Origin of the sequence: Curtobacterium sp. MCSS17_015 (assembly GCF_003234265.2) — a bacterium.
Lineage (GTDB): Bacteria > Actinomycetota > Actinomycetes > Actinomycetales > Microbacteriaceae > Curtobacterium.
Map to the genome: position 1 here is coordinate 2,244,575 of NZ_CP126256.1, position 26,826 is coordinate 2,271,400.

Annotated in this window: 26 protein-coding genes and 4 tRNA genes; 8 read left to right on the forward strand and 22 right to left on the reverse strand. The window is 70.7% G+C overall.

Features of this window, described 5'->3' with window-relative positions; all coding sequences use genetic code 11:
* The first annotated feature begins 213 nt into the window (after positions 1-213).
* Complete coding sequence (locus DEJ18_RS10530) at positions 214-1,737, forward strand: ABC transporter permease (RefSeq protein ID WP_111210876.1); 1,524 nt, start codon at positions 214-216, stop codon at positions 1,735-1,737.
* Between the two features lie 92 nt (positions 1,738-1,829).
* On the forward strand, positions 1,830-2,561 hold the full coding sequence (locus tag DEJ18_RS10535) for an ABC transporter ATP-binding protein (RefSeq protein WP_258376962.1): 732 nt from the start codon (positions 1,830-1,832) through the stop codon (positions 2,559-2,561).
* Between the two features lie 235 nt (positions 2,562-2,796).
* Here DEJ18_RS10535 and DEJ18_RS10540 read toward each other — a convergent pair whose 3' ends face one another.
* The 6 genes from DEJ18_RS10540 to DEJ18_RS10565 form a co-directional block, all read right to left on the reverse strand.
* Entirely contained in the window at positions 2,797-3,735 is a 939-nt protein-coding gene (locus tag DEJ18_RS10540; RefSeq protein WP_111211043.1) for a TolB family protein, read from the reverse strand.
* A gap of 144 nt (positions 3,736-3,879) precedes the next feature.
* Positions 3,880-4,719: a carbohydrate ABC transporter permease gene (locus tag DEJ18_RS10545; RefSeq protein WP_111080610.1), complete on the reverse strand. Its 840-nt coding sequence runs from the start codon at positions 4,717-4,719 to the stop codon at positions 3,880-3,882.
* Positions 4,712-5,707: a carbohydrate ABC transporter permease gene (locus DEJ18_RS10550; RefSeq protein WP_111080611.1), complete on the reverse strand. Its 996-nt coding sequence runs from the start codon at positions 5,705-5,707 to the stop codon at positions 4,712-4,714. Before DEJ18_RS10550 ends, DEJ18_RS10545 begins: the two co-directional genes overlap by 8 nt.
* Positions 5,708-5,798: 91 nt before the next feature.
* A complete protein-coding gene (locus DEJ18_RS10555) occupies positions 5,799-7,100 on the reverse strand; it encodes an ABC transporter substrate-binding protein (protein ID WP_111211593.1) in 1,302 nt (433 codons plus the stop codon).
* A gap of 134 nt (positions 7,101-7,234) precedes the next feature.
* A complete protein-coding gene (locus DEJ18_RS10560; protein ID WP_111211594.1) occupies positions 7,235-8,386 on the reverse strand; it encodes a Gfo/Idh/MocA family protein in 1,152 nt (383 codons plus the stop codon).
* Positions 8,383-9,129 (reverse strand): sugar phosphate isomerase/epimerase family protein, encoded by a 747-nt coding sequence (locus DEJ18_RS10565; protein ID WP_111211595.1) that lies wholly within the window; start codon positions 9,127-9,129, stop codon positions 8,383-8,385. Before DEJ18_RS10565 ends, DEJ18_RS10560 begins: the two co-directional genes overlap by 4 nt.
* Before the next feature lie 141 nt (positions 9,130-9,270).
* On the opposite strand from DEJ18_RS10565, the gene DEJ18_RS10570 reads away from it, so the two are divergent.
* A complete protein-coding gene (locus DEJ18_RS10570; RefSeq protein ID WP_258377024.1) occupies positions 9,271-10,482 on the forward strand; it encodes an ROK family transcriptional regulator in 1,212 nt (403 codons plus the stop codon).
* A 71-nt stretch (positions 10,483-10,553) separates the two neighbouring features.
* Positions 10,554-11,246 (forward strand): YqaJ viral recombinase family protein, encoded by a 693-nt coding sequence (locus DEJ18_RS10575; protein ID WP_111080615.1) that lies wholly within the window; start codon positions 10,554-10,556, stop codon positions 11,244-11,246.
* Here the strand turns inward: DEJ18_RS10575 and DEJ18_RS10580 are convergent.
* The 6 genes from DEJ18_RS10580 to DEJ18_RS10605 form a co-directional block, all read right to left on the reverse strand.
* On the reverse strand, positions 11,197-11,847 hold the full coding sequence (locus DEJ18_RS10580) for a Pr6Pr family membrane protein (RefSeq protein WP_146241637.1): 651 nt from the start codon (positions 11,845-11,847) through the stop codon (positions 11,197-11,199). The two genes, DEJ18_RS10575 and DEJ18_RS10580, sit on opposite strands and share 50 nt — an antisense overlap.
* 115 nt (positions 11,848-11,962) lie before the next feature.
* The gene (rplA, locus tag DEJ18_RS10585; protein WP_110824625.1) at positions 11,963-12,655 is read right to left on the reverse strand and encodes a 50S ribosomal protein L1; all 693 of its coding nucleotides are present in this window, start codon (positions 12,653-12,655) and stop codon (positions 11,963-11,965) included.
* A gap of 80 nt (positions 12,656-12,735) precedes the next feature.
* Entirely contained in the window at positions 12,736-13,167 is a 432-nt protein-coding gene (rplK, locus tag DEJ18_RS10590) for a 50S ribosomal protein L11 (RefSeq protein ID WP_111080617.1), read from the reverse strand.
* Positions 13,168-13,309: 142 nt separating this feature from the next.
* The gene (nusG, locus tag DEJ18_RS10595) at positions 13,310-14,374 is read right to left on the reverse strand and encodes a transcription termination/antitermination protein NusG (protein WP_111211597.1); all 1,065 of its coding nucleotides are present in this window, start codon (positions 14,372-14,374) and stop codon (positions 13,310-13,312) included.
* Positions 14,375-14,544: 170 nt separating this feature from the next.
* Positions 14,545-14,820: a preprotein translocase subunit SecE gene (gene secE / locus DEJ18_RS10600; RefSeq protein ID WP_111080619.1), complete on the reverse strand. Its 276-nt coding sequence runs from the start codon at positions 14,818-14,820 to the stop codon at positions 14,545-14,547.
* Positions 14,821-14,839: 19 nt separating this feature from the next.
* Positions 14,840-14,912: transfer RNA gene (locus DEJ18_RS10605), tRNA-Trp, on the reverse strand.
* Positions 14,913-15,184: 272 nt separating this feature from the next.
* On the opposite strand from DEJ18_RS10605, the gene DEJ18_RS10610 reads away from it, so the two are divergent.
* Positions 15,185-16,366 carry a pyridoxal phosphate-dependent aminotransferase gene (locus DEJ18_RS10610; protein WP_111211617.1) on the forward strand — a complete coding sequence of 394 codons (1,182 nt, stop codon included), beginning with the start codon at positions 15,185-15,187 and terminating at the stop codon, positions 16,364-16,366.
* A gap of 311 nt (positions 16,367-16,677) precedes the next feature.
* Here DEJ18_RS10610 and DEJ18_RS10615 read toward each other — a convergent pair whose 3' ends face one another.
* From DEJ18_RS10615 to DEJ18_RS10625, 3 genes are read right to left on the reverse strand one after another with little or no spacing between them, the layout of a single operon-like run.
* Complete coding sequence (locus tag DEJ18_RS10615) at positions 16,678-17,715, reverse strand: UDP-N-acetylmuramate dehydrogenase (protein ID WP_502866269.1); 1,038 nt, start codon at positions 17,713-17,715, stop codon at positions 16,678-16,680.
* Positions 17,712-18,134 (reverse strand): MaoC/PaaZ C-terminal domain-containing protein, encoded by a 423-nt coding sequence (locus DEJ18_RS10620; RefSeq protein ID WP_111080621.1) that lies wholly within the window; start codon positions 18,132-18,134, stop codon positions 17,712-17,714. The genes DEJ18_RS10615 and DEJ18_RS10620 overlap by 4 nt, the downstream gene beginning before the upstream one ends.
* Positions 18,131-18,580 (reverse strand): MaoC family dehydratase N-terminal domain-containing protein, encoded by a 450-nt coding sequence (locus tag DEJ18_RS10625; RefSeq protein ID WP_111211599.1) that lies wholly within the window; start codon positions 18,578-18,580, stop codon positions 18,131-18,133. Before DEJ18_RS10625 ends, DEJ18_RS10620 begins: the two co-directional genes overlap by 4 nt.
* 105 nt (positions 18,581-18,685) lie before the next feature.
* On the opposite strand from DEJ18_RS10625, the gene DEJ18_RS10630 reads away from it, so the two are divergent.
* Positions 18,686-19,099, forward strand: coding sequence for a hypothetical protein (locus tag DEJ18_RS10630; RefSeq protein ID WP_111211600.1), 414 nt, complete (start codon positions 18,686-18,688; stop codon positions 19,097-19,099).
* Positions 19,100-19,247: 148 nt separating this feature from the next.
* Here the strand turns inward: DEJ18_RS10630 and DEJ18_RS10635 are convergent.
* The 5 genes from DEJ18_RS10635 to DEJ18_RS10655 form a co-directional block, all read right to left on the reverse strand.
* Positions 19,248-19,321, reverse strand: a tRNA-Met gene (locus tag DEJ18_RS10635).
* A 49-nt stretch (positions 19,322-19,370) separates the two neighbouring features.
* A tRNA-Thr gene (locus DEJ18_RS10640) sits at positions 19,371-19,442 on the reverse strand.
* 136 nt (positions 19,443-19,578) lie between these two features.
* Positions 19,579-20,859, reverse strand: a complete 1,281-nt coding sequence (locus DEJ18_RS10645) for a M23 family metallopeptidase (RefSeq protein WP_111211601.1) — start codon at positions 20,857-20,859, stop codon at positions 19,579-19,581.
* Between the two features lie 147 nt (positions 20,860-21,006).
* The gene (locus DEJ18_RS10650; protein WP_111080625.1) at positions 21,007-21,840 is read right to left on the reverse strand and encodes an inositol monophosphatase family protein; all 834 of its coding nucleotides are present in this window, start codon (positions 21,838-21,840) and stop codon (positions 21,007-21,009) included.
* A 172-nt stretch (positions 21,841-22,012) separates the two neighbouring features.
* Positions 22,013-22,095, reverse strand: a tRNA-Tyr gene (locus DEJ18_RS10655).
* Positions 22,096-22,254: 159 nt separating this feature from the next.
* Here DEJ18_RS10655 and DEJ18_RS10660 point away from each other — a divergent pair.
* The gene (locus DEJ18_RS10660; RefSeq protein WP_111080626.1) at positions 22,255-22,743 is read left to right on the forward strand and encodes a YajQ family cyclic di-GMP-binding protein; all 489 of its coding nucleotides are present in this window, start codon (positions 22,255-22,257) and stop codon (positions 22,741-22,743) included.
* Positions 22,744-22,777: 34 nt separating this feature from the next.
* Positions 22,778-24,238, forward strand: a complete 1,461-nt coding sequence (gene cls, locus DEJ18_RS10665; protein ID WP_111211602.1) for a cardiolipin synthase — start codon at positions 22,778-22,780, stop codon at positions 24,236-24,238.
* Between the two features lie 64 nt (positions 24,239-24,302).
* Here cls and DEJ18_RS10670 read toward each other — a convergent pair whose 3' ends face one another.
* Positions 24,303-25,436 carry a heparan-alpha-glucosaminide N-acetyltransferase domain-containing protein gene (locus tag DEJ18_RS10670; protein ID WP_111211603.1) on the reverse strand — a complete coding sequence of 378 codons (1,134 nt, stop codon included), beginning with the start codon at positions 25,434-25,436 and terminating at the stop codon, positions 24,303-24,305.
* Between the two features lie 2 nt (positions 25,437-25,438).
* Positions 25,439-26,815, reverse strand: coding sequence for an FAD-dependent oxidoreductase (locus tag DEJ18_RS10675; RefSeq protein ID WP_111211604.1), 1,377 nt, complete (start codon positions 26,813-26,815; stop codon positions 25,439-25,441).
* Positions 26,816-26,826: the final 11 nt, after the last annotated feature.

Here is a 26,826-nt window from a genome sequence, read left to right on the forward strand (position 1 = left end):
GAGATTCCTATGAGCGGTCTGTGGCAGCTCCCAGTGTGACCTGTGGATCGCCCGGGTCACGCGTCCGCGCCCTCCCCGTCCTGAGCCCCATACCGTTCTCATAGCGGACGGAAGGGGTGCCCTTGGCACGCCTTCCTAGGTTCTCCCCGTCGGCCCCGCCGCGCGATCCGCGCGGTCGGTGTCCCCGGAGCCGGCCCCCCACCGAGGAGAACCATGTTCCTGACCTACCTCAGGCGCGAACTCACGAACCGCAGGAAGCAGACGGTCATCATCGCCGTCGGGATGGCACTCGCCATCGCGCTCGTCGTGATCGTGTCGTCCATCGCGAGCGGTGTGCAGTCCGCTCAGTCGAGCGTGCTGCAGTCCGTCTACGGCGTCGGCACCGACATCACGGTCTCGAAGACCGAGACGCCCTCGTCGAGCAGCACCGGACGGCCGTCCTTCGACTTCGGCGGCCAGGACTCCTCGGACGGCAGCGGATCGACGGACCTGTCGCAGTCCCGCCTGGCCGTGTCGCGGGGCGCGAGCACCCTGAGCTCCACGGACGTCGAGCGTGTCACCGGCACGGACGGCGTCGAGGCGGCCACCGGGGTCCTCACGCTCGAGAACAGCACGTTCTCCGGCCAGGTCCAGCAGAGCGAGGACAGCGACGGCAGCAGCGACAGCGCCGCCCAGGCCGGTCCGCCGAGTGACGGCGGAGCGGGTGGCGGCGGGTTCGGCGGCGGCTCCTTCTCCGTCGACTCCTTCACCGTCACGGGCATCCCGGTGTCCGGCGACACGGTCGGACCGCTCACGAGCACCGAGATCACGGACGGACGCACCTTCACCGCAGCCGATGCGGGCGAGGACGTCGTCGTGCTCGACTCGGCGTACGCCACGAGCGCGTCGAAGGCGGTCGGCGACACGGTCGAGATCGGCGGCGAGGACTTCGAGGTCATCGGCATCGTCGCCTCCACCGGCTCCGCGTCGACCACCGGCTCGAACACGTACGTCCCGCTCGACACCGCGCAGACGCTCGCGGACCTCGACGGGCAAGTCACCTCGATCTACGTCTCCGCCGAGTCGTCGTCCGACGTCGCGACGATCAAGACAGCACTGCAGGACGAGCTGTCGGACGCGACCGTGTCCACCGAGGCCGACCTCGCCTCGAGCGTCTCCGGCTCGCTCGCCACCGCGTCGTCCCTCGTGTCGAACCTCGGCACCTGGCTCTCGATCGTCGTCCTGGCCGCGGCGTTCCTCATCGCGATCCTGTTCACCGTCTCCGGCGTCACCCGACGCACCCGTGAGTTCGGCACGCTCAAGGCCATCGGCTGGTCGAACGGCCGCATCACCCGGCAGGTCGCCGGCGAGTCCCTCGTGCAGGGTCTGATCGGCGGTGTCATCGGCGCCGCGGTCGGTCTGGTCGGCATCCTCGTCGTGAACGTCATCGCGCCGACGATCTCGGCGAGCGCGTCCTCGAGCACCGCGACGGGCCCCGGGTCCGGACGTGGGATGCCCGACGGTGCCGCGACGGCAGCGGCCGGCGGCGCCACCACCGGCGGCGCCCCGGCCGGCGGCTTCGGTGGCGGCGGGCAGAGCGCCACGACCACCGACGTCGTGCTGCACGCGCCGGTCACGGTCGAGGTGATCCTGCTCGCGATCGGTCTGGCGATCCTCGGCGGCCTCATCGCCGGCGCACTCGGCGGCTGGCGGGCCTCCCGTCTCCGTCCGGCGGAAGCCCTGCGGAGCGTGGCCTGATGCGGCGCCGGAGCACGCCCGCCACCCTGAACGCACCCGCACCCGCACCCGCCCGCGCACCCCGTGTCCCGACGACCGACCCAGGAGCCACCGTGACCACCACCGACGCCGCACCCTCGACGGGTGCCGTGCCCACCGCCTCCCGACCGGTCTACCGACTGACGGGCGTGACCAAGACCTACCAGCAGAAGAACCGCGCGGTCACCGCGCTCACCGGTGTCGACCTCGAGATCCCGCAGGGACAGCTCGTCGCGATCCAGGGGCCGACCGGCGGCGGCAAGTCGACGCTGCTGCAGATGCTCGGGGCGCTCGACCGGCCGACCGCCGGGTCGGTGTACCTGGGTGACCGGGACATCGCGACGCTCGGCGACCGGGCGCTGACCGACGTGCGGGCGAGCGAGATCGGGTTCGTGTTCCAGAGCTTCAACCTCATCCCGACGTTGACCGCGCTCGAGAACGTGGAGACCGCGTTCTCCGGGTCACTCGCCGACCGGTCGCGGGCCGAGGTCCGCGACCGCGCGACCGCTGCGCTCGGCGAGGTCGGGCTCGGCGAGCGCCTCGACCACCTGCCGGCCGAGCTCTCCGGGGGCCAGCAGCAGCGGGTCGCGATCGCGCGGGCGCTGGTGAAGGACCCGAGCGTGCTCCTGGCCGACGAACCGACGGGGGCGCTCGACGAGGCGACGCGCGACGAGATCATGGCCCTCGTCGAGCGGCAGTGGCAGGACCGCGGTCTGACGGTGGTCATCGTGACGCACGACTCGTGGGTGGCCCGACGTGCGGAGCGCCGGCTGCACATCAAGCAGGGGCAGGTCCGCGACGTGTAGTCGATCGTCGCGGTGCCCCGCCGCGTACGACACGCCATGGTCCCTGAGCGGCCTGTCGCGCCGGTGGCGCGTCGTGACCGGCTGCGTGGCATGACCGCGGCGGCGCACCGCGCCCGTCGTCACCGTCTGGAGGCTCGGTGCCGGTCTCGTCGACCGGGCACCGGGCCTTCGGGCGGGTGGTCCGGTCCGGGCCCGGAGCCCCCGCGACCGGCAGGCACCGCGACGGCGGTGGTCCTCAGCTGGCGACGGGGTAGTCGCAGAAGGCGAACCACGACGAGTCCGGCGCCCACGGCGGCACGTTGACGGTCCCCTGCCCGCCGTCGAGGACCACGAGTGTCTCGGGCACGACGGCGATCCTGGCCCCCGACGCCAGGACCCCGGGCAGGAGCCGGAGTTCCACCCGGTGGTCGGCCGGGTGGCCCTGCACGCCAGGCTCGTACGACAGGTATAGCAGGTGCGCGCCGTCCGGTGAGACGTGCGGGAACCAGTTCACCCGCTCGTCCGCGGTGATCCGCACGGGCTCGGTCGATCCGGTCCGCAGCGCGGCGAGCTGCGCGGTCCCGGGCGTGAACCGCTCCGTGTTGAACAGGAGGGCGGCACCGTCGGGCGTCCACGCGCAGCCGTCGTCGGGGTGCTCGTCGCGGGTGACGAACTCGGTCGTACCGGTCGAGGGGTCGACCAGCGCCACGTCGGTCGTCCAGACACCCTGCTCGTCGCGTTCGCCGACGATCGCGGCGAGCGCCGAGGCGTCCGGGGCGATGCCGTGCAGGTAGTACTTCCGGGCGACGGGCAGCACTGCTGCGGTGTCGGTGATCCGGGTCCCGGTACCGCCGCCGGGCAGCGGCACGCGGTAGAGCTCGCCGTCCCGGCCGCTCACCACGACGGACTCCCCCGAGGGGTCGAGCACGTGGTCGTTGTTGATCTCCGGCACGCCGTCCATCGGCACCGGCACGAGCGCGGTCTCGTCCAGGACCGTGCCCGCCGCCGGCAGCGGCAGCAGCCAGAGGTCGCCGTCGGCGTTGAGCACGAGTGTGTCGGCGTCGAGGACGTTCGGCGCCTCGACGAGCACCGTGTCGGACGCGAAGACGAGACGCCGGGCCCGCGCCTCGACGTCGTACACGTGCACGCGGCTGGTCTGTCCGGGCAGCAGCTGCCGCCCACGGGTCTCGGTCATGTGTCCATCCTGTCGTGCGTCGTCGGGCGGCGGGCGGGCGGCGGGCGGGCGGCGGGCAGGACGGCGGTGGGCCGCGCCCGCAGAACGGACGGGAGGCGCGGTGCGGGTCCCACCCGCACCGCACCTCCCGTCAGGTGGCTGCGTCTACTTCACCGCACCGGCGGTCAGGCCGGCGACGAACTGCCGCTGGACCACCAGGAACGCGATGACGACCGGGATCGACACGACCAGCGAAGCGGCCATGATCTGGTTCCAGTACACGTTCGTCTGCGTCGAGTACTGCTGCAGGCCGACCGCGAGCGTCGAGCCGAGACCGTTCGTCATCACCGAGGCGAAGAGCACCTCACCCCACGCGGTCATGAACGAGTAGATCCCGACCGCCACGAGACCCGGACGGGCCGACGGCAGGATGATCCGGAACAGCGCACCCATCGGGCCGGAGCCGTCGACCATCGCGGCCTCGTCGAGTTCGCGCGGGATGGTCTCGAAGTAGCCCGCGAGCATCCAGATCGAGAACGGGAGCGTGAACGTCAGGTACGTGATGATGAGCCCGAGCCAGCTGCCGACGAGCTGGATGCCGAGCGAGTTGCCGAGGTTCGTGAAGATGAGGAACAGCGGCAGCAGGAACAGCACGCCCGGGAACATCTGCGTGGAGAGCACCGTCGTGGTGAACGCGCTCTTGCCCCTGAAGTTCCACCGCGACACCGCGTAGGCGGCGAACGTCGCGATGATCAGGGAGAACACGGTCGCGACGGTGCAGACCACGAGCGAGTTGATGAAGTACCGACCGAGCGGCACCGTGGACCACATGTCGATGAACGGCTGGATCGTGATGTTCGACGGGATCCACGTGAAGTCGTTCTGCACGTCACCGAGCGGCTTGAGTGCCGTCGTGACCATCACGTAGAGCGGCACCACCGTGAACACGGTGAGCAGCGCGAGGACGACGATCTTGAAGGACTTGGCGCCCACTGTTTCACGCACGGACGGACCTCCGGTTGGTGACGGCCAGGTAGATGCCCGTCACGACGAGCAGGAAGAGGAGCAGGAGCACGCTCATCGCCGCGCCGGAGCCGAAGTTCCAGGTGATGAACGACGCGTTGTAGATGTGGAAGCTCAGCAGGTCCGCGGCCGGGGGCTGGGCGGTCGAGCCGAACAGCACGAACGGCGTGTTGAAGTCGTTGAACGTCCAGAGGAACATCACGAGCACGAGGGTGACGTTGACCGGGCGGACCATCGGCAGCGTGATCGAACGCCACTGCCGGAAGGGCTTCGCGCCGTCGACCGAGGCGGCCTCGTACACGTCGGCGGGCACGGACTGCAGACCCGCCATGAGCATGAGGAACGCGAACGGCCAGGTCTTCCAGATCGCCACGACGACGACCGCCACGAAGGCGTTGTTGCCGATGAGCCAGAACGGGGCGCCGTCGCCGAACAGCCCCAGCTGGTCGACGAGGACGTGGTTGATGGCGCCGGAGTCACGCTGGAACATGAACTTCCACGTGATGACGCCCGCGTACATCGGCAGGGCGTACGGCACGAGGAACAGCGTGCGGAAGAGCCCACGGCCGAGGAACGGCTTCTGCAGGGCGACCGCGGCGGCCATGCCGAAGCCCCAGGACAGGCCGACGACGAGGATCGTGAACGCGCAGGTGATGAGGAACGAGCTGAGCAGTCCGCGACCGATGGCCTGGTCGAAGTCGACCGCGACGGAGTAGTTCCGGAAGCCGGCGAACGGGGCGGCGCCCCAGTTGGCGATGAAGTACTTGGTGAGCTGCACGAAGCTGATCCAGATGCCGACGAGCATCGGCACGATGTGGATGAGCAGCTCGAAGAGGATCGCGGGACCGACGAGCGCGTACGGGAGCCACGAGACGCGACGCTTCCCGCGGGGCGACGGGCCCGAGAGGGTCGGCGCCTTCGTGTGCGTCAGGTCGATGGCCTCGGAGTCTGGCAGGACCGTCGTGGACATGGGCAGGCCTTCCGGCTGGGTGGAGGGTGTTCAGAGGTGGGGCGGGGGCCCGGACGCGTCCCTGCGGACGCGTCCGGGCCTCCCGTCGGGGTCAACCTGCGGCCTGGGAGACCTGGTCCTGAGCCGTCTGCAGGGCGTCCTTGATGTCCTTCTCGGACACCGTCGAACCGGTGGCGATCTTGGCGAACATCTCGTTCATCGCCTTGCCGACCGTGGACTCGAACTGGTCCTCGGCGGGGACCAGCGGGAGCGGCTTCGCCTTGTTGTTGTAGATGTCGAGGAACGTCTTCGTCTGCTCGTCGGTGACCGACTCGGCAGCGTCGGCGAGCACCGGCAGGGCCGAGTACGGCTTGTCGAGCGTCGTCTGCGTGTCCATGCTCGTCATGTACTTGACGAACTTCAGCGCGCCGTCCTTGTTGTCGGTGTTCGTGAAGATCGACAGGTTGATGCCGGCCGGGAAGCTGGCGATGTCCTCGCCGCCGGTCGGTGCCGGCAGCGGCACGACGCCGAACTCGTCGGCCTTCATGCCGAGCGACTCGATCGTCGTGTTCGCGTTGTTCTGGTTGAGGATCATCGCGGCCTTCTTGTTCGCGAAGTCCGCGACCGACTGGTTCGCGTTGTCGTACTGCGCGTTCGACGGGTTGGCCGCCTTGCTCTCCTGCATGAGGTCGAGGTACCGCTTGATGCCGTCGACGTTCGCCTTCGAGGTGAAGGTCGGGTTGCCGTCGCCGTCGAACCACTCGCCGCCGTTCTGAGCCGAGTTGATGAAGGCGAAGTGTGAGTTCTCGGTGTACGAACCACCGGCGAGGCTGAACCCGTACGTGCCGTCGGTGGTCAGCTTCTCGGCGGCCGAGACGAGGTCCTCCCAGGTGGTGGGCGGCTCGACGCCGGCGTCCGCGAGCATCTGCTTGTTGTAGAACAGGCCGTAGGCGAGGCCGTACAACGGGACGCTCGTGACGGTCTCACCCGGTGCGCCACCGGTCGAGAGCGCGACCTTGCCGAACTTGTCGGCGCCGCCGATCGCCTTCATCTCGGCGTCACCGAACTCCTGGAAGGCGCCGGTGGCCTGGAGCGAGGTGGCCCAGGTGTTGCCGATGTTGACGACGTCCGGGCCCTGGCCCGAGGTGACGGCGGTCTGGATCTTCGTCTGCAGGTCGTTCCACCCGATGACCTGGAGGTCGACCTTGATCCCGGTCTCGTCGGTGAACTTCTCCAGGACGGGGGTCAGCACCTCCTTGTCGTGCTCGAGTGAGGTGCCCTGGTTCGACGCCCAGTAGGTGAGCGTCTTCGAGTCGCCCGATGCGCCGGAGGACCCGGAGGAGCAGGCGGCGAGGCCCGACACGGTGAGTGCCGCGGCCGCGGTGATGGCCAGTGCGCGGATGGCAGTGCGCATGACTCTCTACTTTCTCGTCGTTGAGATGGTGCAGGAGGGTGGTGCTGGATCGTGCTGGGTGCTGCTGTGTGGGACGGGCAGCTCTGGTCCACCGGGTTCCGGTCCGCCCAGGTCCTGGTCGGGCCGGGGTCTGGTCAGGCCAGGGTCTGCGCCGCGGGGTCCCAACCCTCGGGGAGGGTCGGGGAGGGCGCGACGGTGCTCTCGACGAGCACGGTCTCACCACGTTCGGCTGCCTCGGCGATGGAGACCATCACGTCGAGGACGTGGAAGGCGAGGGCACCGGGGACCCGGTTCTCCTCGCCCGCACGGAGGGAGCGGGCCAGGTCGACCACGCCGGTCCCCCGCGAGTAGGTGGACCCGACGGCCGGGATCGTCTCGGGCTCCTCGGCGCCGAGCGCGTACAGCTCGGTGTCGCCGTCGAAGTCGTTCGGGTCGGGGAACACGACCGTGCCGGTCTCGCCCGCGATCTCGACGAAACCGGTGCGGCCGCGGTCGGACTCGAACGAGAAGACGCTCTGCGCGCTCCCACCGTTCTCGAACTGGATGAGCGCCGAGTGGTTCGTCGGCACCTCCACCGGGAACTCGGTGCCGGCCTTCGGACCCGAGCCGATCGTGCGGGTGGCACGCGACTTCGACGCCGTGGCGGTGACCTTCGCGACGGGTCCGAAGGCCTGCACGAGGGTCGTGATGTAGTACGGGCCGATGTCGAACAGCGGGCCAGCGCCGTACGCGAAGAGGAACTCGGGGCTCGGGTGCCAGGACTCCGGCCCGGGGCTCTGGAAGAGCGTCAGCCCGTTGAGCGGCTTCCCGATGCGGCCGTCGCGGATCGTGCGGAGCGCGGTCTGGAGCCCCGCACCGAGGAACGTGTCGGGTGCGACGGACACGGTGCGTCCGGCCGCGACCGCGGCGTCACGCAGCTCCGCAGCGCTCTCCCGGTCCAGTGCGTAGGGCTTCTCGCCCCAGACGTGCTTGCCGGCACGGAGCGCCTGGAGCGCGACCTCGACGTGTGCTGCCGGGATGGTGAGGTTCACGACGATCTCGATGTCGTCGATCGCCAGGAGCTCCTCGACCGTGCCCGACCCCTGGACGCCCCACTTCTCGGCCTGCGACGCGGCGCGGGGCAGGTCGATGTCGGCGATGAACACGACCTCGACGTCCGGGAAGACCGTGAGGTTGGACAGGTACTGGTCCGAGATGACCCCGGCGCCGATGACACCGACGCCGACGCGACCCGACCGGGAGGCGGTGGTCGCGGTGTCGACGGCGGTCGTGCTGTCCGCGCTCATGCGGCGGCTCCCGCGAGGAAGGCGTACGAGTCGCGGACGGCCTGCACGACGTCACCGTCGTGGTCGTCGAGCTCGATGACCTGCTGCGCCTGGGGTGCGGCGGCGACGATGTCCCGGACCGGCATGACCCCGTTGCCGACGGCCACCTGCTGCTTGTCGTCGTGCGAGCCGTCGCCGTCCTTGACGTGCAGGAAGCGGACCTGGTCGCCGAGTCGGCCGAGCACGGCCACCGGGTCGTCCCCGCCGACCTTCGCCCAGTAGGTGTCGAGTTCGAGGACGACGTCTCCCGACAGGGCTCCGGCGAAGACCTCGAAGGCGCTCGTGCCGTCGATCCGGTTCGAGAACTCGAACGCGTGGTTGTGGTAGCCGAGCACCAGGCCGTGGTCGGCGGCGCGGACGGCGAGGTCGTCGAACCGGCGGGCGATCGCCTCGACGTCCTCGCGGGTGGTCCAGCGCGACTCGTCGACGTGCGGGTCGATGAGCGTGCCGAGTCCGACGGTGACACTCGCGGCGAGGATCCGCTCGAGCTCCTGCTCGTCCGCGTCCAGCAGACGTGCGTGCCCGCTCGGCGCGGTCAAGCCGGCCTGCTGCAGGGCGGCGGCGTACTCGTCGGCACGGTCGACGAAGCCGAAGAGCTCGACGTTCGTGAAACCGATGTCGGCGATCATCGCCAGGGTTCCGGGGAGGTCCGCCGACAGTGCGTCACGCACCGTGTACAGCTGGACCGAGAGCGGTTGGGTCACCGTGTGTTCTCCTCATCGAGACGTGGTCTGCACTGACCGATCGTCACACTATGGGCGCTTCTGTCGGCGGTCAAGCAGAAGTTCGAAGAGGTTCGACGGACTTCGTTGCGTGGCTCGGAGGATGTGTGGTTCACTCCGAGCATGGTCGACATGACTCGGACGGCAACGTCGCCGCCGGTCGGGACGAGTGAGCTCTTCCAGATCCTGCGTGACGGAGTGCCGCGGACCCGTGGTGAACTCGCCGCCCTGACGGGGATGGCCCGCTCGACCATCGGCGTGCGGCTGGACGCCCTCGTCGACGTCGGACTCGTCGGCGCCGTCGACACCGCGGCCTCCACCGGGGGCCGCCCACCCGCCCAGATCGCCCTGCGGCCGGCCGCGCGGCTCGTCGTCGCCGCCGACCTGGGCGCATCGCACGGCCGCGTCTCGGTGACCGACCTCGTGGGCACGCAACTCGCCACCCGCGACGCCAGCATCGACATCGCCGCCGGCCCCGTCCCGACACTCGAGTGGCTCATCCGGGTCGTCGACGAACTCCTCGACTCGGTCGGCCGCGGCCGCGACGACGTCATCGCCGTCGGCATCGGCCTGCCCGGGCCGGTGGAGTTCTCGACCGGACGCCCGGCGAACCCCCCGATCATGCCCGGATGGGACGGCTTCGACGTGCCCGGGTGGCTCCGGCAGCACGTCCGCGCCCACGTGCTCGTCGACAACGACGTCAACATCGCCGCGCTCGGGGAGCGCGCACACGGCTGGCCGGACCTCGACCACCTGCTCTTCGTCAAGGTCGCCACCGGCATCGGTTCCGGCATCGTCTCCGAGGGTCGGCTCCAGCGCGGCGCGCAGGGCACCGCCGGTGACATCGGGCACGTGCGGGTCTCGCGCGCCGGCGACGTGCCGTGCCACTGTGGCAACACCGGCTGCCTGGAGGCCGTCGCCTCCGGCCCGGCGATCGCCCGCGCACTCCGGGCGAAGGGCCACGACGTGCACACCAGCGCTGACGTCATCGACCTGGTCGCCCGCTCCGACATCGACGCGATCGGCGCGGTCCGGCAGGCGGGCCGTGACATCGGCGAGGTCCTCGCCACGTGCGTCTCGCTCATGAACCCGTCGGTCATCGCCCTCGGCGGTTCGATCACCCAGGCCGGGGAGCACCTGCTCGCCGGTGTCCGCGAGGTCGTCTACTCCCGCTCGATGCCGCTCGCCACCGAGCACCTCGTCATCGCCCAGTCCCGCGCTGGATCGATCGCGGCGCTGCAGGGCGCCGCGGCCCTCGCGATCGCCTACGCCCTCTCCCCCGCCGGCGTCGACGAGCTGGTGACCCTGGCCGAGGGCCGCCAGCTCGTCTCCTGACCGCGGTCACCCGCGGTGATGACCAGCGCGCCGGTTTCGCCGGTGCCGGTGGTCGGGTGGACAATCGTCGCGTGACGATCGTGCAGCCCACCCTGTGGGGCGACCTTGATGACGGGTGGGAGGCCCAGCCCGCCTCGGGCACGGCGCCGTCCGTCCCGGCACGGTCGAGCCGGAACGCGTTCACGTCACTGCGTGGGCACACCGAGCGCATCGTCGCGCACTCCTCCGACCGGGTCGCCTGGCTCCGCGCGCGGGCCATGGGCATCACCGCCACCGACGTCGCACGTCTCGCCTCGCTCCGCGCGGTCGACGCCGTCGTCGCCGACAAGCGCTACGGCTCACGGTTCTCCGGCAACGTCTACACCGAGCACGGCAAGGACCGTGAGCCGGTGATCGCCTCGTGGGTCGCCGCGACCCACGGCATCCAGCCCTCGGCGCACCTGTTCCACGCGGCAGCGAACCGGGCGCACCTCGCGACGCCGGACGGTGTCGGGCAGGACCGTGACGGTCGCCTGCTCCTCGCCGAGATCAAGACGACCTCGTCCGGCTGGAAGCGTGTCCCCCGGCACTACCTCCGGCAGATCTGGTGGCAGCAGTACGTCCTCGGTGCCGACCGCACGCTGTTCGTGTGGGAGGAGCACGACGACTTCGTGCCGGTCGCCGACGAACCGGAGTGCCGCTGGATCGACCGCGACGACGACGCGATCCGCGGGCTCATCGCGCTCGCCGACCTCGTGCTCGACCGGCTCCGGGACGCCCGCTGACCGGGACGACCCGGAGTCGGCTCAGCGCCACGACACCGAGGCCCATCAGCCCGATGAACACCGCCACGCCGAGGCAGTACAACGCCACGGCTCCGTAGCCGGACACGGGGTCGAGGAACGGGTACGGGACCCAGCCGTCGGTGGCCCCGCGGGTCACGACGACCACGAGCCAGACCGCCGGGTAGACGAGGAACCACCAGACGTCACGGAAGAGCAGGCGGCTCCGGTCCGAGAACAGCACCCAGTCGAGCACCACGACCAGCGGGATCCAGCGGTGCACGACGTCGTTCGACCAGGACGCCCCCAGCGGCTGACCGACCTGCGCCAGGAGGGTGTTGTAGACCAGGCCGGTCGTGGCGATGTACACCGTGGCCGCCCCGCGGAACAGGTCGAGACGCCGACCGGTCGGACGGTCCCCGAACGCCGCCACGACGGTCAGGGTGAACACGACGGCGACGAGCAGGTTCGACTGGTTCGTGAAGTACCCGAAGAAGTCCCAGAACACGAAGTCGTCACGGAGCGCACCCTGCAGGTCCGTGACCACCGCGGCGACGGCGACGACGGCGACGACGAGCCGCAGGGAGTTCACGAAGGTCCGCACCCTCCCACGGTAGTGGTCCGTGCCGGGCACACCGGTCGTGCCGCCCGCCACCGGACCCCGCACGGACGACGACGGCCCGCACCTTCCGGTGCGGGCCGTCGTGTGGTGCAGTGGATCAGGCCAGGACGTTGACGTCCAGCGGGATGCCCGGGCCGAAGGTCGTCGAGACGGCGCCCTTCATGATGTAGCGGCCCTTGGCAGCGCTCGGCTTGAGGCGGACGACCTCGTCGAGCGCGGCGGTGATGTTCTCGTCGAGCTGCTCCGGGGTGAACGAGGCCTTGCCGACGACGAAGTGCACGTTGGCGTGCTTGTCGACGCGGAACTCGATCTTGCCGCCCTTGATGTCGTTCACGGCCTGGGCCACGTTCGGCGTCACGGTGCCGGTCTTCGGGTTCGGCATGAGGCCGCGCGGGCCGAGCACCTTGCCGAGACGACCGACCTTGCCCATGAGCTCCGGGGTCGAGACGGCGGAGTCGAACGACGTGTAACCCTCGGCGACCTTCGCGATGAGCTCGTCGCCACCGACCTCGTCGGCGCCGGCGGCGATGGCGGCCTCAGCCGCTGCACCCGTGGCGAAGACGATGACGCGGGCGGTCTTGCCGGTGCCGTGCGGCAGGATGACGGTGCCGCGCACCATCTGGTCCGCCTTGCGCGGGTCGACGCCGAGCTTCAGCGCGACCTCGACGGTGGAGTCGGTCTTCGCCGAACCGGTCTCCTTCGCGAGGGCGACGGCCTCGGTCGGGGTGTAGAACTTGTCGGCCTCGATCTTCGCGGCCGCGGCGCGGTACGCCTTGGACTTCTTCGCCATGGTGGTCTCCTTGCGAGATACGTGGTTGGCGAGCCGGCGCGGCTCTCCCACGGTGAGTACTGGGGTGTGAGGGGTGAGGCTCAGGCCTCGACCGTGATGCCCATCGACCGAGCGGTGCCGGCGATGATCTTCGTCGCCTGCTCGAGGTCGTTGGCGTTCAGGTCGGGCTGCTTGGTCTCGGCGATCTGACGGATCTGCTCCGCCGTGATGCGTCCGGCCTTCACCGTGTGCGGCGTCGCGGAACCCTTGTTCACACCCGCAGCCTTCTTGATGAGCTCGGCGGCCGGCGGGGTCTTGAGGATGAACGTGAACGAACGGTCCTCGTAGACGGTGATCTCGACCGGGATGACGTTGCCGCGCTGCGACTCGGTCGCCGCGTTGTACGCCTTGCAGAACTCCATGATGTTCACGCCGTGCTGACCGAGCGCCGGACCGATCGGCGGGGCCGGGTTGGCGGCGCCCGCGTTGATCTGCAGCTTGATCAGGCCCGTGACCTTCTTCTTCGGTGCCATGTTCCGTTTCCTCCTGGGATCGAACGCACGGGGATCCGTGCACTCTCCCGCGTCTCCGGCGGATCCGGATCGCGGTCACGAGCCCGCAGCGCACGAGGCGCGCGGACCCAAACTCAGACAGTGTACTGGATGTTCGCCAGGACTAGAGCTTCGTCACCTGGTCGAAGCTGAGCTCGACCGGCGTCTCGCGCTCGAACAGCGAGACGAGGACGGTGAGCTTGCCGCTCTCCGGCTTGATCTCGGAGATCGAACCCGGCAGACCCGCGAACGAGCCTTCCTTGATGGTGATCGTCTCGCCGACCTCGAAGTCGACCTCGGCCTGCGGCTGGGCCTGTGCGGCACCGCCGGACTTCGAGCCGCCCTTGGTCGGCGCGGCTTCGGCGACCTGCACCAGGGACTTCAGCATGCCGAACGCTTCGTCGAAGCGGAGCGGCGTGGGGTTGTGGGCGTTGCCGACGAAGCCCGTGACGCCGGGGGTGTGCCGGACGACCGACCACGAGTCCTCGTTGAGGTCCATCCGGACGAGCACGTAGCCGGGGATCCGGACGCGGGTGACGAGCTTGCGCTGCCCGTTCTTGATCTCGACGACGTCCTCCATCGGGACCTCGGCCTGGTAGATGTAGTCCTCCATCGACATCGAGACCATGCGGTTCTCGATGTTGGCCTTCACGCGGCGCTCGAAGCCCGCGTAGGAGTGGATGACGTACCACTTGCCCGGCTTCATCCGGAGCTCGGCCTTGAAGGCGTCGTACGGGTCGGCCTCGGTCTCGTCGTCCGCCTGCTCGGCGTCGGCGTCGAGCGCGTCGGCGGCTTCCTCGCCCGCGATCGTGGCGTTCGCCTCGGCTGCCGTCTCCAACTCGAGCTCGGACTCTTCCTCGTCCTCGACGGCCTCGACGGCGGCTTCGGCCTCGTCCGCGGTGTCGATCTCGAGTGCGTCGTCGACCACGGCGTCGGCCTCGGGGTCGCGCGACTCGGCGAGGGCGTCCAGCGTCTCGTCCAGTCCGGCGGCGACGGTGCCGTCGTCCGGCTCGTCGCTCAGGCCGAGCGACTCGTCGTCCTCGTCCTCGACGGAGATCGCGCGCTCCTCGGCGGAGTCGGTCGAACGGAGTTCGCTCGTCTCGACGTCGCCTTCCTGGTTCTCCTCGACCTCGGAAGACTGCTCGGCAGCGGTCGCGAGGTCGATGTCGTCGCGGGAGTAGTCAGACACAGTCGGTTCTTTCCGTTCGATGGTGCGGATCGGGTTGGCGCTCGCATCCCCGGCGGGGAACGGGTCGCCGTCTCCGGGAGACCGTACCCCGAGGAGGACCGGAGCGGTCGGACCTGCGGTCAGGCCGGGCGCGCCAGGAGTGCAGCACGCCGGGGTTCATGCCAGCTGGGTCAGGCCGTGGGGCCGTTGCCGAACACGTAGCCGACGCCGAGACCGAACACGAAGTCGAGGACCGACACGAGGACCATCATGACGACGACGAACACGAGCACGACGCCCGTGTAGCTGAAGAGTTCCTTGCGCGTCGGGGTGACGACCTTGCGCAGTTCGCCGAGGACCTGGCGGATGAACAGCGCGATCGCAGCGAAGGGGCCGCGGCGCTGTGCGCGGTCGACCTTCGCCTGGGCGACGACGTCGTCGGTCGTCTCCACGTCTTTGCTCGCCACTTCAACCCTTCCCGATGTGCAGGGCGGACAGGACTTGAACCTGCAACCTGCGGTTTTGGAGACCGCTGCTCTACCAATTGAGCCACCGCCCTTCGGAACGGCCACCCGCGAGGGATCCCGCCGTTCCAGGTCGGAGAAGTCCTGTGGCCTGCCGAGCAGGACGGCCGGGACTGCGCCGGAGCGCTGACCCGACGGACTTCAACCGCCGCAGAACAGTGTACGGGAGTCCCGATGGCGGTGTCCACTTGACGGATGCTCCGGCGCGGCGCGTCGGTAGGCTGACCCCGTGAGCACCGACGCCGCCAGCCCTCAGCCCACCGCCCGCCCGACCACCGACCCGGTCGCGTCCACGGACCGTCCCCGCATCGCGTCGCGGATCGCCGCGATCGCGGAGTCCGCGACGCTGAAGGTCGACGCCAAGGCCAAGGCGCTCAAGGCCGCCGGCCGTCCCGTGATCTCCTTCGCCGCGGGCGAGCCCGACTTCGCCACCCCGCAGCACGTGGTGGACGCGGCCGTCCAGGCCGCGCAGGACCCGGCCAACCACCGGTACACGCCGGCGACGGGTCTGCCCGACCTCAAGCGCGCGATCGCCGAGAAGACCGCGCGGGTCTCCGGCATCGCCGTCGACCCGTCGCAGGTGATCGTCACGAACGGCGGCAAGCAGGCCGTCTACCAGGCGTTCCAGACCGTCGTCGACGAGGGCGACGAGGTCCTGCTCCCCGCCCCCTACTGGACGACCTACCCCGAGGCCGTCCGTCTGGCCGGCGGCGTCCCCGTCGACGTCTTCGCCGGTAGCGACCAGGGCTACCTCGTGACGGTCGAGCAGCTGGAGGCCGCCCGCACACCGCGCACGAAGGCCCTGCTGTTCTGCTCCCCCTCGAACCCGACGGGCGCGGTCGCCTCCGCCGAGCAGACCCGCGCGATCGGCGAGTGGGCGCTCGAGCACGGCATCTGGGTCATCAGCGACGAGATCTACCAGGACCTGGTCTACGACGGGGTCCGGTTCTCCGGGGTCCTCGAGCAGGTCCCGGCCCTGGCGGACACCACGATCCTGGTGAACGGCGTGGCCAAGACCTACGCCATGACCGGCTGGCGCGTCGGGTGGATGATCGGCCCGACCGACGCCGTCAAGGCGGCCTCGAACCTGCAGTCGCACCTGTCCTCGAACGTGTCGAACGTGTCGCAGCGCGCCGCGATCGCAGCACTGACGGGGCCGCAGGAACCGGTGACCGCGATGCGGGACGCCTTCGACCGCCGACGGAAGGCCATCGTCGCGGGCCTCAACGCGATCCCGGGCTTCGTCACGCCGGAGCCACAGGGGGCCTTCTACGTCTACCCGGACGTCACCGCCCTCCTCGGTCGCGAGTGGGCCGGCAGCACCCCCACCACCACGCTCGAACTGGCGGACCTGATCCTCGAGCACGCCGAGGTCGCCGTGGTCCCCGGCGAGGCGTTCGGCCCGTCCGGTTACCTCCGTCTGTCCTACGCCCTCGGCGACGACGACATCGCCGAGGGCGTCGCACGCCTGACCCGCTTCTTCAGCTGACGCCGGCCGCGCCGCCCCGCCGGGCGCCGCGGTCCACACCACTCGACGCGCCCAGACCCGACGGGGCGCGTCGTCGTCCCACCGCGGTCATGGCCCGGCGGGTCCCGTCGTCGTCCCGGCGCGGTCATGACCCGGCGGCGGGTCCCGTGGTCATCCCGGCGCACGGCGACGCGACGGGTCCCGACCGGGACGGGAGGCCCGCCCGTGTCCGGTCCGCTGCCGACCCGTCCGGAGCCCAGCGCGTTCGGACGACGGTGTGCGGGCCGAGACCCCCTACCGGGACCCGCCACCATCGCCGTGATCGCGCGTCGTCAGCCGAGCAGGTCGCCGACGACCACGGGTTCCGGTACGAGGGTCACCCCGAAGCGGTTCGCGACCGTCAGCTGCACGTAGCGGGCGAGCTCGGCGACCTCGGCAGCGGTCGCTCCTCCGCGGTTCGTCAGGGCGAGCGTGTGCTTGGAGGAGATGGCGGCGTGCGACCCCGGGACGCCGTAGCCCCGGTGCACGCCGGCGTGCTCGATGAGCCAGGCGGCGCTGAGCTTGACGTCGTCACCGGCCGGCCAGCGCGGGGCGTCGAGCGGCATCGACTCGGCGAAGGACGCCGAGACGATCGGGTTCGTGAAGAACGACCCCGCGCTCCAGGTGTCCGGATCCGCGTCGTCGAGGACCATGCCCTTGGACGACCGGAGGCGGAGGACCTCGGCCCGGACGTCGGCCGGCGCGACCAGGGTGCCGAGCTCGACACCGAGCGATCCGGCGAGTTGCGCGTACCGCACCGGCACGCCGTCCTCGTTCGCCGTCCCGAGCCGGAACTCGACCGTCAGGACGACCCCGCGACGCCCGTGCTTGAGGGTGCTCGTGCGGTAGCCGAGCGCCAGTTCGGCGGCGGGGACCCAGGAACGCTCGCCGGTCTCGGCGTCGAGGAACTCGACCGCGGTGAGCACGTCGGACAGTTCGACCCCGTAGGCGCCGATGTTCTGCACGGGGGACGCGCCGACGGTCCCCGGGATGCCGCTGAGGGCCTCCAGTCCGGTCCACCCGCGCGCGACGCTCGTGGCGACGAATCCGTCCCACGGCTCCCCCGCCGCGACCCGGACGGTGACGCCGCCGGCGTCGGACTCGTGGGTGACCCCGCGGGTGCGGACGACCACGACCGTGCCGGCGAAGCCGCCGTCGGCCACCAGGAGGTTGCTGCCACCGCCGAGCACGAGCCAGTCCTGGTCGTCGGACCAGGCGTCCACGACGTGGGCGACGAGGTCGTCGGTCGTCTCGGCGACCAGGAGCCGTCCGGCGGGACCACCGACGCGGAGGGTGGTGAGCTCGGCGAGCGTCTGCGCCGCCACGGTCAGTGGAAGGCCACCGTGACCTGCGCCTTGCCGAGCACGGTCTGCCCGGCGGCGGTCACGGTGAGGTCGATGCGGTGCGGGCGCCCCTGGTCGTCGAGGGTGCCGACCTTCGCGACGACGCCGACGTCGGCTCCGTCGCGCGGGTCGACCACGACAGGACGGGTGAAGCGGACCCCGTAGGAGGCGACCCAGCCGCGGTCCCCGAGCCATTCGGACACCGGCTGGACCGCGAGGCCCATGGTCAACATGCCGTGGGCGAGGACGCCGGGCAGACCCACCTCGGCCGCGACGTCGTCGCGGTAGTGGATCGGGTTGAAGTCGCCGGAGGCGCCGGCGTAGCGGACGAGCGAGTCACGCGTGAGGTGGACCTGCCGCTCGGCGACGGTCGCACCGACCTCGGGGCCTGACGTGGTGTCGGTCATGCGTCATCTCCTCGGACGACCAGGGTGGACGTGGCGGTCACGACGTGCGCCCCCTGGGCGTCGACGACGGTGGACTCCGCGGTGACCATCGCGTTGCCGCCCAGGGTCTTCACGCTCGTCACGCTGAGCGTCGCGGTGAGTTCGTCCCCGGCGACGATCGGGCGCTCGTAGGCGAACTTCTGCTCACCGTGGACCACGCGTGAGAAGTCGATGCCGGCGTCCGGCTCGGCGAGGAGCTGTGCGAGCGTCGCTTCCTGCACGACGACCGCGAACGTCGCCGGGGCGACCACGTCGGGGTGTCCGGCCGCACGAGCGGCCTCGGGGTCGGAGTGGATCGGGTTCGTGGCGAAGACGGCGCGGGAGAACTCGCGCACTTTCTCACGACCGACCAGGTACGGCTGGGCCGGCGGGAACGTCCTGCCGACGAGCTCGGGGTTCACTGACACCCCGGCAGTCTACCGAGCCCCTCGGACGCGGGGGTGTAGATGAGATTGCATCGGTTAAGCTGGCGCTGGTCGGGGGGCGACCGTGTGGTCCGGCGGGGAGTGGCGATGGAGACGACGACCGAGTACGCGGTGCTCGAGCGCGACCGCTGCACCGCCGTCGATCTGGTCGATGCGGCCCTCCGCGCCGACGGCCACCGGGTCGTGCCCGACACGGACCGCCTCGTCGTGTCCGGCGGCGATCGCGTCCTCACCGCACTGCTCGGCGCCCTCGTGCACCCGACCCGGCAGTACCGGCGGTACGAGCTCGCGCTGACCTCGGTGCCGGGCCACGCCGTGTTGACCCTCCGGCACGCAGACCACGGGGCGGCGGTCGCCGGCGGTCCGATCGGAGCCCACCGTCGCCGTGCGGCGTGGCACCGTGTGACCGCCCTCGTCGAGGCGAGCCTGCACGGCGGTGGTGTGCTGCTGCACCGGACCGACCGACTCGACACCTCGGGGATCGCGCTCCGCGACCGGTGACCGCGACCGGTCCGGAGGCACATCACCGTGGCAGGGTCCGGCTGACCGCCACCGGGCCGGAACGACGGAAGCCCGGCGCTGCTGCGCCGGGCTTCCGTCTGTTGCGTCGTACCGCTGGTCTGACGAGCGTGTCGTCCGACCAGCTCGGTAGCGAGGGCGGGACTTGAACCCGCGACACCACGATTATGAGCCGTGTGCTCTAACCAACTGAGCTACCCCGCCAAGGATCCGCAGTGATCAGCACTGCGAGAGTGATCACACTGCGAGTCGGAGCCCCGAGTCAGGATTGAACTGACGACCCCTTCCTTACCATGGAAGTGCTCTACCACTGAGCTATCGGGGCGAGTACCGCGAGCGGCACCACACGAGGATAGCAGACCCCCGACGGTGGTCTGGAACCGACCGCGACGCCCGGGCGCGCCGCCCTCGCGGACGCCGTCTTCGCACACCTCGTGCGCGCTGTCGACGCCGTTACGGGCCTAGCCCGCGTTGGCTTCGAGCCACGCCAGCGGGTCCACGGGGACGCCGTCGATGCGGATCTCGAGGTGCAGGTGCGGGCCGGTGGAGTTGCCCGTGCTGCCGACGAGACCGAGGACGTCGCCGACCTTGACCTGCTGACCCTGGACGACCTCGAACGAGTTGTCGAGCATGTGTCCGTAGACGCTGACGAACTTCTTGCCGTCCACGTCGTGCTCGACCCAGACGTCGTTGCCGAAGGCGCCGTCGTTCGCCTGCACCTTGATGACGGTGCCGTCGGCGACGACCCCGATCGGAGTGCCTGCGCCGGGGGCGAAGTCGACTCCCTGGTGGAAGGTCGAGCAGAACGAGCACCCGGCGACCTGGCGACCGCCGAAGCCGGACGAGATCGGCACCGCGGTCGGGAACGGCCACTGGATGGCGCCCGACGTGTCGCTCGTGGAGATCGTCGACGACGACGCTCCGGCCGCCGCCCCGGTCCCGGTTCCCGTCCCGGTACCCGTGGAGGGGAGGACGACGCGCTGCGGCTGGGAGACGGTGTAGGCGTCACGGTCGACGGGGCCTTCGACCGCGTCACCGACGGAGAGCGACTGGACGTCCTGCACGGCGGCACGGACGGTCGCGGCACCGGGCTGCGGCACGTAGAGCGCCTGCGCCGGGAGGGACGTCGAGACGACGAGCCCGGCCGTGAAGAGTAGCGCACCGACGACCGTCACGCCCGACGCCGTGCGTCGGAAGGACGTCCCGTGGCCCACTCGCGAGGTGGTCGGGGCGGTGCGGGAGATGTGGCGGGTGGCGCGGTCGACCCGGGGGCCGTCGGCGATGACCGGGACGGACGGCGTCCGACGGGCGGAGTGGGCAGTCGCGCCCGTGGCGCGGGCGACACCGACGGGCCGGTCAGCACGCTCGAGGCGCTTCGCTCCGGACTTCCGCTTGGTGCTGGCCGCCCGCTTCGTGGGGACCGCGCGCGCGGTGGCGGCCGACCGGCCGGACACCGGTGCGGCTTCGGCCAGCGGCGCGACGACCGGCGAGGACGGTGCCGGCGGGGTCAGCGGTGCTGCATTCGACGCCGGCAGGACCGGTGAGGAGGGCGCCGGCGGCGTGACGGGCCCGGAGCCCCGGCGCGCGGTCGCCGCGGGGCGGACCGCCTCGGCCCGACGACGGGTCGTCTTGGCGGCGGCGCGTTCGGCTTCGATCCGAGCTCGTCTCGTCAGGTGCACGGACGGCGTCACCTGGTCGGCGTCGCGGTCGATGGTCGTGGGCGTCTGCGAGGAGTCGAGCATGTGTTCGGTAGCGATCCTGAGTTCGAGGCACGGGCGCTCGCGTCGGGTAACGAGCAGGTAACGGGACCCCAGAACGGTAGCAAAGGACGGTGCTCGCCGCCAGTCGTGTGGACGTCCGTGCAGCACCCCCAGAGCGGGTGGCGGCGCTCAGGCCCCGAGGACGTCCTCCTCGAGTGCGCGGACGAGGGTGACGAGGTCCTCCGCGATGCTCGGCGCGGCGAACAGGAAGGACCGCGTGTCGCCGGCCTCCCACGTGCGGACGACGGCTCCGGCAGCGGCAGCGACGATCGACCCCGCCGCCATGTCCCACGGGTTGATGCCCCGTTCGTAGTAGGCGTCGACGGTACCCGCCCCGACCGCGCAGCAGTCCAGCGCGGCCGCTCCCCCACGACGGACGTCCCGCACCTCCGTGATGAGGCCGGCGAGCACGGCGGCCTGCTCCCACCGGCGGTCGGCGGTGTAGCCGAAGCCGGTGGCGACGAGCGTCTCCGCCAGGGACCCGGGCGCGGCCACGGTGAGGGGGCGTCCGTCGAGGGTGGCCTGCCCGTCGGCCACGGCGCGGTACACCTGGCCGGTGGCCGGTGCGATGACGACTCCCGCCACGGGTTCCCACATCGACGGGTCGGGCACACCGCGCACCACGGCGATGCTCACGGCGTAGGCGGGGCTGCCGTAGAGGTAGTTGACGGTGCCGTCGATCGGGTCGACCACCCAGGTGAGCCCCGAGGCGCCGTCGGCGGCACCGGACTCCTCACCGAGGAAGGCGTCGTCCGGTCGGGCCTCGGCGATGCGTCGCCGGATGAGGGCCTCGACCTCACGGTCGGCGGCGGTGACGACGTCGGCGATGCTCGACTTCCGGTCGGCCACCTCGACCCCCTCGGCGCGACGGCGCGCAGCGAGGGCAGCGGCTTCACGAGCGATCGCCTCCGCCAGGTCGGCGAGGGTGTCAGGGGCGTCGGCAACGAGCGGGGCATCCGTCATGCCCTCGATCCTGCCGCACCCCACCCCCGGGGGACGCAGCGAGGCGACAACCGGACACACCGGCCCACGGCTGCGCTGCCACTGGCCGAGCGCGGCTCCGGCAGGAACACAGAACGGCCCCGTCCGGAGACGGGGCCGTCCTGTCGGGTCGCGCGGTTGCGGACTCCTGCGGTGGCGAGTGAGGGATTCGAACCCCCGGAGGCATACGCCGGCTGATTTACAGTCAGATCCCTTTGGCCGCTTGGGTAACTCGCCGTGTGCGCACCCGGCCCGTGTCGTCACCGACCGAAGGCGCGGTGAAGAGCATAGCCGATGTCCGGGGGTGCTCGTGACCACGTCGGGTCCGAGCCGACGTGTCGGCGGGGCCACGGGCCTCCAGGACGAGGCCCCGCCACGGCGGATAGGCTGTCCCCCATGGCAGACAGCTCCTTCGACGTGGTCAGCAAGGTCGACAAGATGGAGGCGGAGAACGCCCTCAACCAGGCGGCGAAGGAGATCGAGCAACGCTACGACTTCAAGGGCGTCGGTGCCTCGGTCGCGTTCAGCGGCGAGGACGTCCTCATCAAGGCCTCGACCGAGGAGCGCGCGCTCGCCGTCCTCGACGTGCTCCAGACGAAGGCGATCAAGCGCGGCATCAGCCTGAAGAGTCTGGACGCGGGCGAGCCGTACCCCTCGGGCAAGGAGTTCCGCATCGAGGTGAAGTTCAAGAACGGCATCGAGCAGGACATCGCGAAGAAGATCGGCGCGTTCATCCGGGCCGAGGCGCCGAAGAGCGTGAAGAGCCAGGTGCAGGGCGACGAGCTGCGGGTCTCCTCGAAGAGCCGGGACGACCTGCAACAGACCATCCAGCTGCTCAAGGGCCAGGAGTTCGACGTCCCCTTGCAGTTCATCAACTTCCGCTGACCGCGCTCCCCCGCGCAGAGACAGGCCCGACACTGTGGAGCACTGGCTCGTCGTTGCGCTGATCATCGTCCTGGTCCTGTTGGACCTGGCGATCCGCGCCTTCTCACTCGTCTTCGTGCCGATCAACCGGAAGCCGCAGACGGCGACGGGCTGGTTGCTGGCGATCTTCCTCATCCCCTACATCGGGTTCGTCCTGTTCCTCCTGCTCGGGTCCACGAAGCTCCCCCGGTCCCGCCGCGAGAAGCAGACCGAGATCAACCGCTACATCCTCGAGCAGACCGAAGGCATCGAGCGGGTGCGCCGCGACCACCCGTGGCCGACGTGGCTCGAGAGCATCACGAAGTTGAACCGGCAGCTCGGGTCCATGCCGCTGGTCGGCGGCAACCAGGCGGAGTTGTACCCGCACTACGACGACGCGTTCGCGGAGATGACGCGCGCCGTCGACGCCGCACGCCGGTTCGTGCACGTCGAGTTCTACATCGCGTCGCTCGACGACACGACGCGGCCGTTCTTCGAGTCGCTGGCGCGTGCGCAGGCGCGCGGGGTCACGGTCCGGTTCCTCATGGACCACTGGGCGAGCAAGAGCTACCCGTACTACAAGGACACCCTCGCCTTCCTCGACGCTGCCGGCGTCGAGTGGCACCTCATGCTGCCGCTGCAGCCGCTGCAGGGGAAGTTCCAGCGCCCCGACCTCCGCAACCACCGCAAGATCCTGGTGGTCGACGGGTCGGTGGCGTTCACGGGGTCGCAGAACCTCATCGACCGCTCGTACGACACGAAGGTCAACATCGAGCGCGGCCTGAGGTGGCGTGACCTCTTCGCGCGCTTCGAGGGGCCGGTCGTCGCGGGCATCAACGCCCTGTTCGTCACGGACTGGTACAGCGAGACCGACGAACTCCTGCTGCGCGAGAGCGACCCCGTGCACCGGGCCGACCGCCAGGACGCCCTGGACTGCCAGGTGGTGCCGTCCGGTCCGGGCTTCGACGGCGAGAACAACCTGCGTCTGTTCAACGCACTGCTGTACTCGGCGCAGGACCGGGTGTCGATCACGTCGCCGTACTTCGTCCCTGACGACTCGATGCTCTACGCGATCACGACGACGGCGCAGCGCGGGGTCCACGTCGAGCTGTTCGTCGGCGAGATCGGCGACCACGCGATGACGTGGCACGCGCAGCGCTCCTACTACGAGGGGCTGCTCCGGGCCGGCGTGAAGATCTGGCTGTACCGGGCGCCCACGGTGCTGCACGCGAAGCACTTCACGATCGACGACGACGTGGCCGTCATCGGCTCGAGCAACATGGACATGCGCTCGTTCACGCTGAACCTCGAGATCTCGGTGATGGTGCGTGGCCGGACGTTCGTCGACGCGCTCCGCGAGGTGCAGGACGACTACCGCGCCGCCAGCCGCGAGTTGACGCTCGACGAGTGGCTGGCGCGCCCGCGCAGGTCGCGGGTCTTCGACAACATCGCCCGTCTGACGGCGGCGCTACAGTAGCCGCACGGGAGGCCCGTCCCCCGCTCGCCGTGCCGGCTCGACACGTCGCACGGCACAGGCGGGGTCAGGCGCGGCCCGGCTCCCGCTGCGACTGGAGGGGCACCGCCGACGCGACCGCGCCGGTCACCCGCTCGAGCGGTCCGCGGCCGAGGAACCGTCGCCACGCCATCGCGAACAGCACGGCGCCGACGGTGAACGCCCACCACGTCGACGCACCGTGCGGTACCTCCGGCCACGCCGCGATGACGACGAGGTGCAGCGCGTAGACGGTGAGCGGCATCGAGCCGACGGCCGCGAGCGGGAACGCGACCCGCGCGAGCGCCGGACCGCGACCGTCGAACACGAGGCTGCAGAGCGCGATGACGGCGACGGCGACCGCGGCCGTACCGACCACGTCGACGATCGACGACGAGTGGTCGCGCGGCGAGAGGAGGACCTGCGCGAGTGCCGGTGCCACGCCCGCACCGGCGGGGACGAAGGGGACGCCGGGGAAGGCGCCCGTCGTGTCCGCGGGCACCGGTGCCACCGTGTTGCCGACCACGTAGGCCACGACGGCGACCACGGCGGCCGATGCGAGGAGCCTGACCTGCCGCCGCGTGCCGGACCACGACCGTGCCACGGCGAGCCCCACCAGGACGTGCGTGGCGAAGGTGACCACCGGGTAGACGAGTCCCAGCTGCACCCCGACCATGCCGGCGCCGGCGTAGGCGGGCAGGAGCGCGATCACGACGGGGGCCGACGCGACCGCACAGACGGCAGCGAGCACGAGCAGCGCCCACGGTCGCCAGCGGAGGACGGGCAGCGCCAGGAGGAAGAGCGCTCCGTACGTCGGCAGGACCACGTAGACCGGCGTGCCGAGCGTCATGAGCAGGAGACCGACGACGACCACGACGACCGCCCGGAGCGCCAGGCGCGCGCGGAGCCGACCGATCGTCGGTGGGCCGGGAGGCGCCTCCCGGCCCGTGACGAGACCGATCGAGACCCCGGCCAGGACGGCGAAGAGCGCTGCCGAACGGCCGTGCACCACGGCACCCCAGCTGGTCGGGTCGGACCAGTCGACGGTGTCGGGCACGTCGCCGATGTGGGCCGCCATCATCCCGAGCAGCGCGAGCGCTCGGGCGACGTCCACGCCGACGAGCCGACCGGACGACGGCGCGCCCGGCACCCCGGTACGGGGTGCCGGGCGCGTTCCGGTCATGATCAGCCCTGCGACCCGGCGCGGCTGCGACGGAGCGAGACGTCGATCATCTCGTCGCGCGGCACGACCTTGACACGAGCGCGGCCCTCGGCCTCACCGAGCGCGATCTCGTGCTCGTCGAGCGCGTGCCAGCCGTCGAGGTCGGTGAAGTCGACGCCGCGTTGGCGGAGGAGCGCCGGGACGGCCTCCTCCGACGGGTCCTCCGGCGACCACCAGCTGCCCTGGTCGGTCACGATGTGCTGCACGGTCTCCATCGCGTCGGACTTGGTGTGGCCGATGAGGCCGACCGGCCCGCGCTTGATCCAGCCGGTGGCGTACACGCCCGGGATCGGGGTGGCGTCGGCGTCGAGCACCTGGCCCTCGTGGTTCGGGATGACGCCGTAGCGCTCGTCGAACGGGACGCCCGGCAGCGGTGACCCGACGTACCCGACGGCACGGTACAGGGCCTGGATCGGCAGCTCGCGCACCTCCCCCGTGCCCTCGACACCGCCTTGGCCGTCCGGACGCGTGCGCTCGTAGCGGATGGCGCGGACCCGGCCGTCCTCGTCACCGAGGAGTTCGAGGGGCTTGGCGTAGAAGTGCAGGTGCAGGCGGCGGCTGGCCGTGCCCACCTCGCGCTTCCGCCACTGCTGCAGGACGCGGTCGATGACCGTGACCTGCTTGTTCGTCTGGATGGCGAGCTTCGAGGCCTCGTCGTGGTCGAAGTCCTCGTCGTACACGACCATGTCGACGTCGCGCAGTTCGCCGAGTTCGCGCAGTTCCAACGGCGTGAACTTCACCTGCGCCGGACCACGGCGGCCGAACACGTGCACGTCCGTGACGGGCGAGGACCGCAGGCCCTCGTACACGTTCGCCGGGATCTCGGTGGGCAGCAGGTCCTCGGCGTGCTTGGCGAGGATGCGCGAGACGTCGAGCGCCACGTTCCCGTTGCCGATCACCGCGACGCTCTCGGCGGTGAGCGGCCAGGTGCGCGGGACGTCGGGGTGACCGTCGAACCAGCTGACGAAGTCGGCGGCACCGTACGAGCCGTCGAGGTCGATGCCGGGGATGTCGAGGTCGGCGTCCTTGATCGCGCCGGTCGAGAAGACCACCGCGTTGTAGTGCCGCTTCAGGTCGTCGAGGGTGATGTCCTGCCCGAACCGGACGTTGCCGAAGATCCGGATGTCACCTCGGTCGAGGACGTCCCGGAGCGCGTTGACGATGCCCTTGATGCGTGGGTGGTCGGGCGCGACGCCGTACCGGACCAGGCCGTACGGGGCCGGGAGCTGCTCGAAGAGGTCGATCGAGACGTCGAAGCCGCGTGCCTCGCGAAGGAGGATGTCCGCGGCGTAGATGCCGGCCGGACCGGCGCCGACGATGGCGAGTCGGAGGGTGGGCACTGATCGGTCTC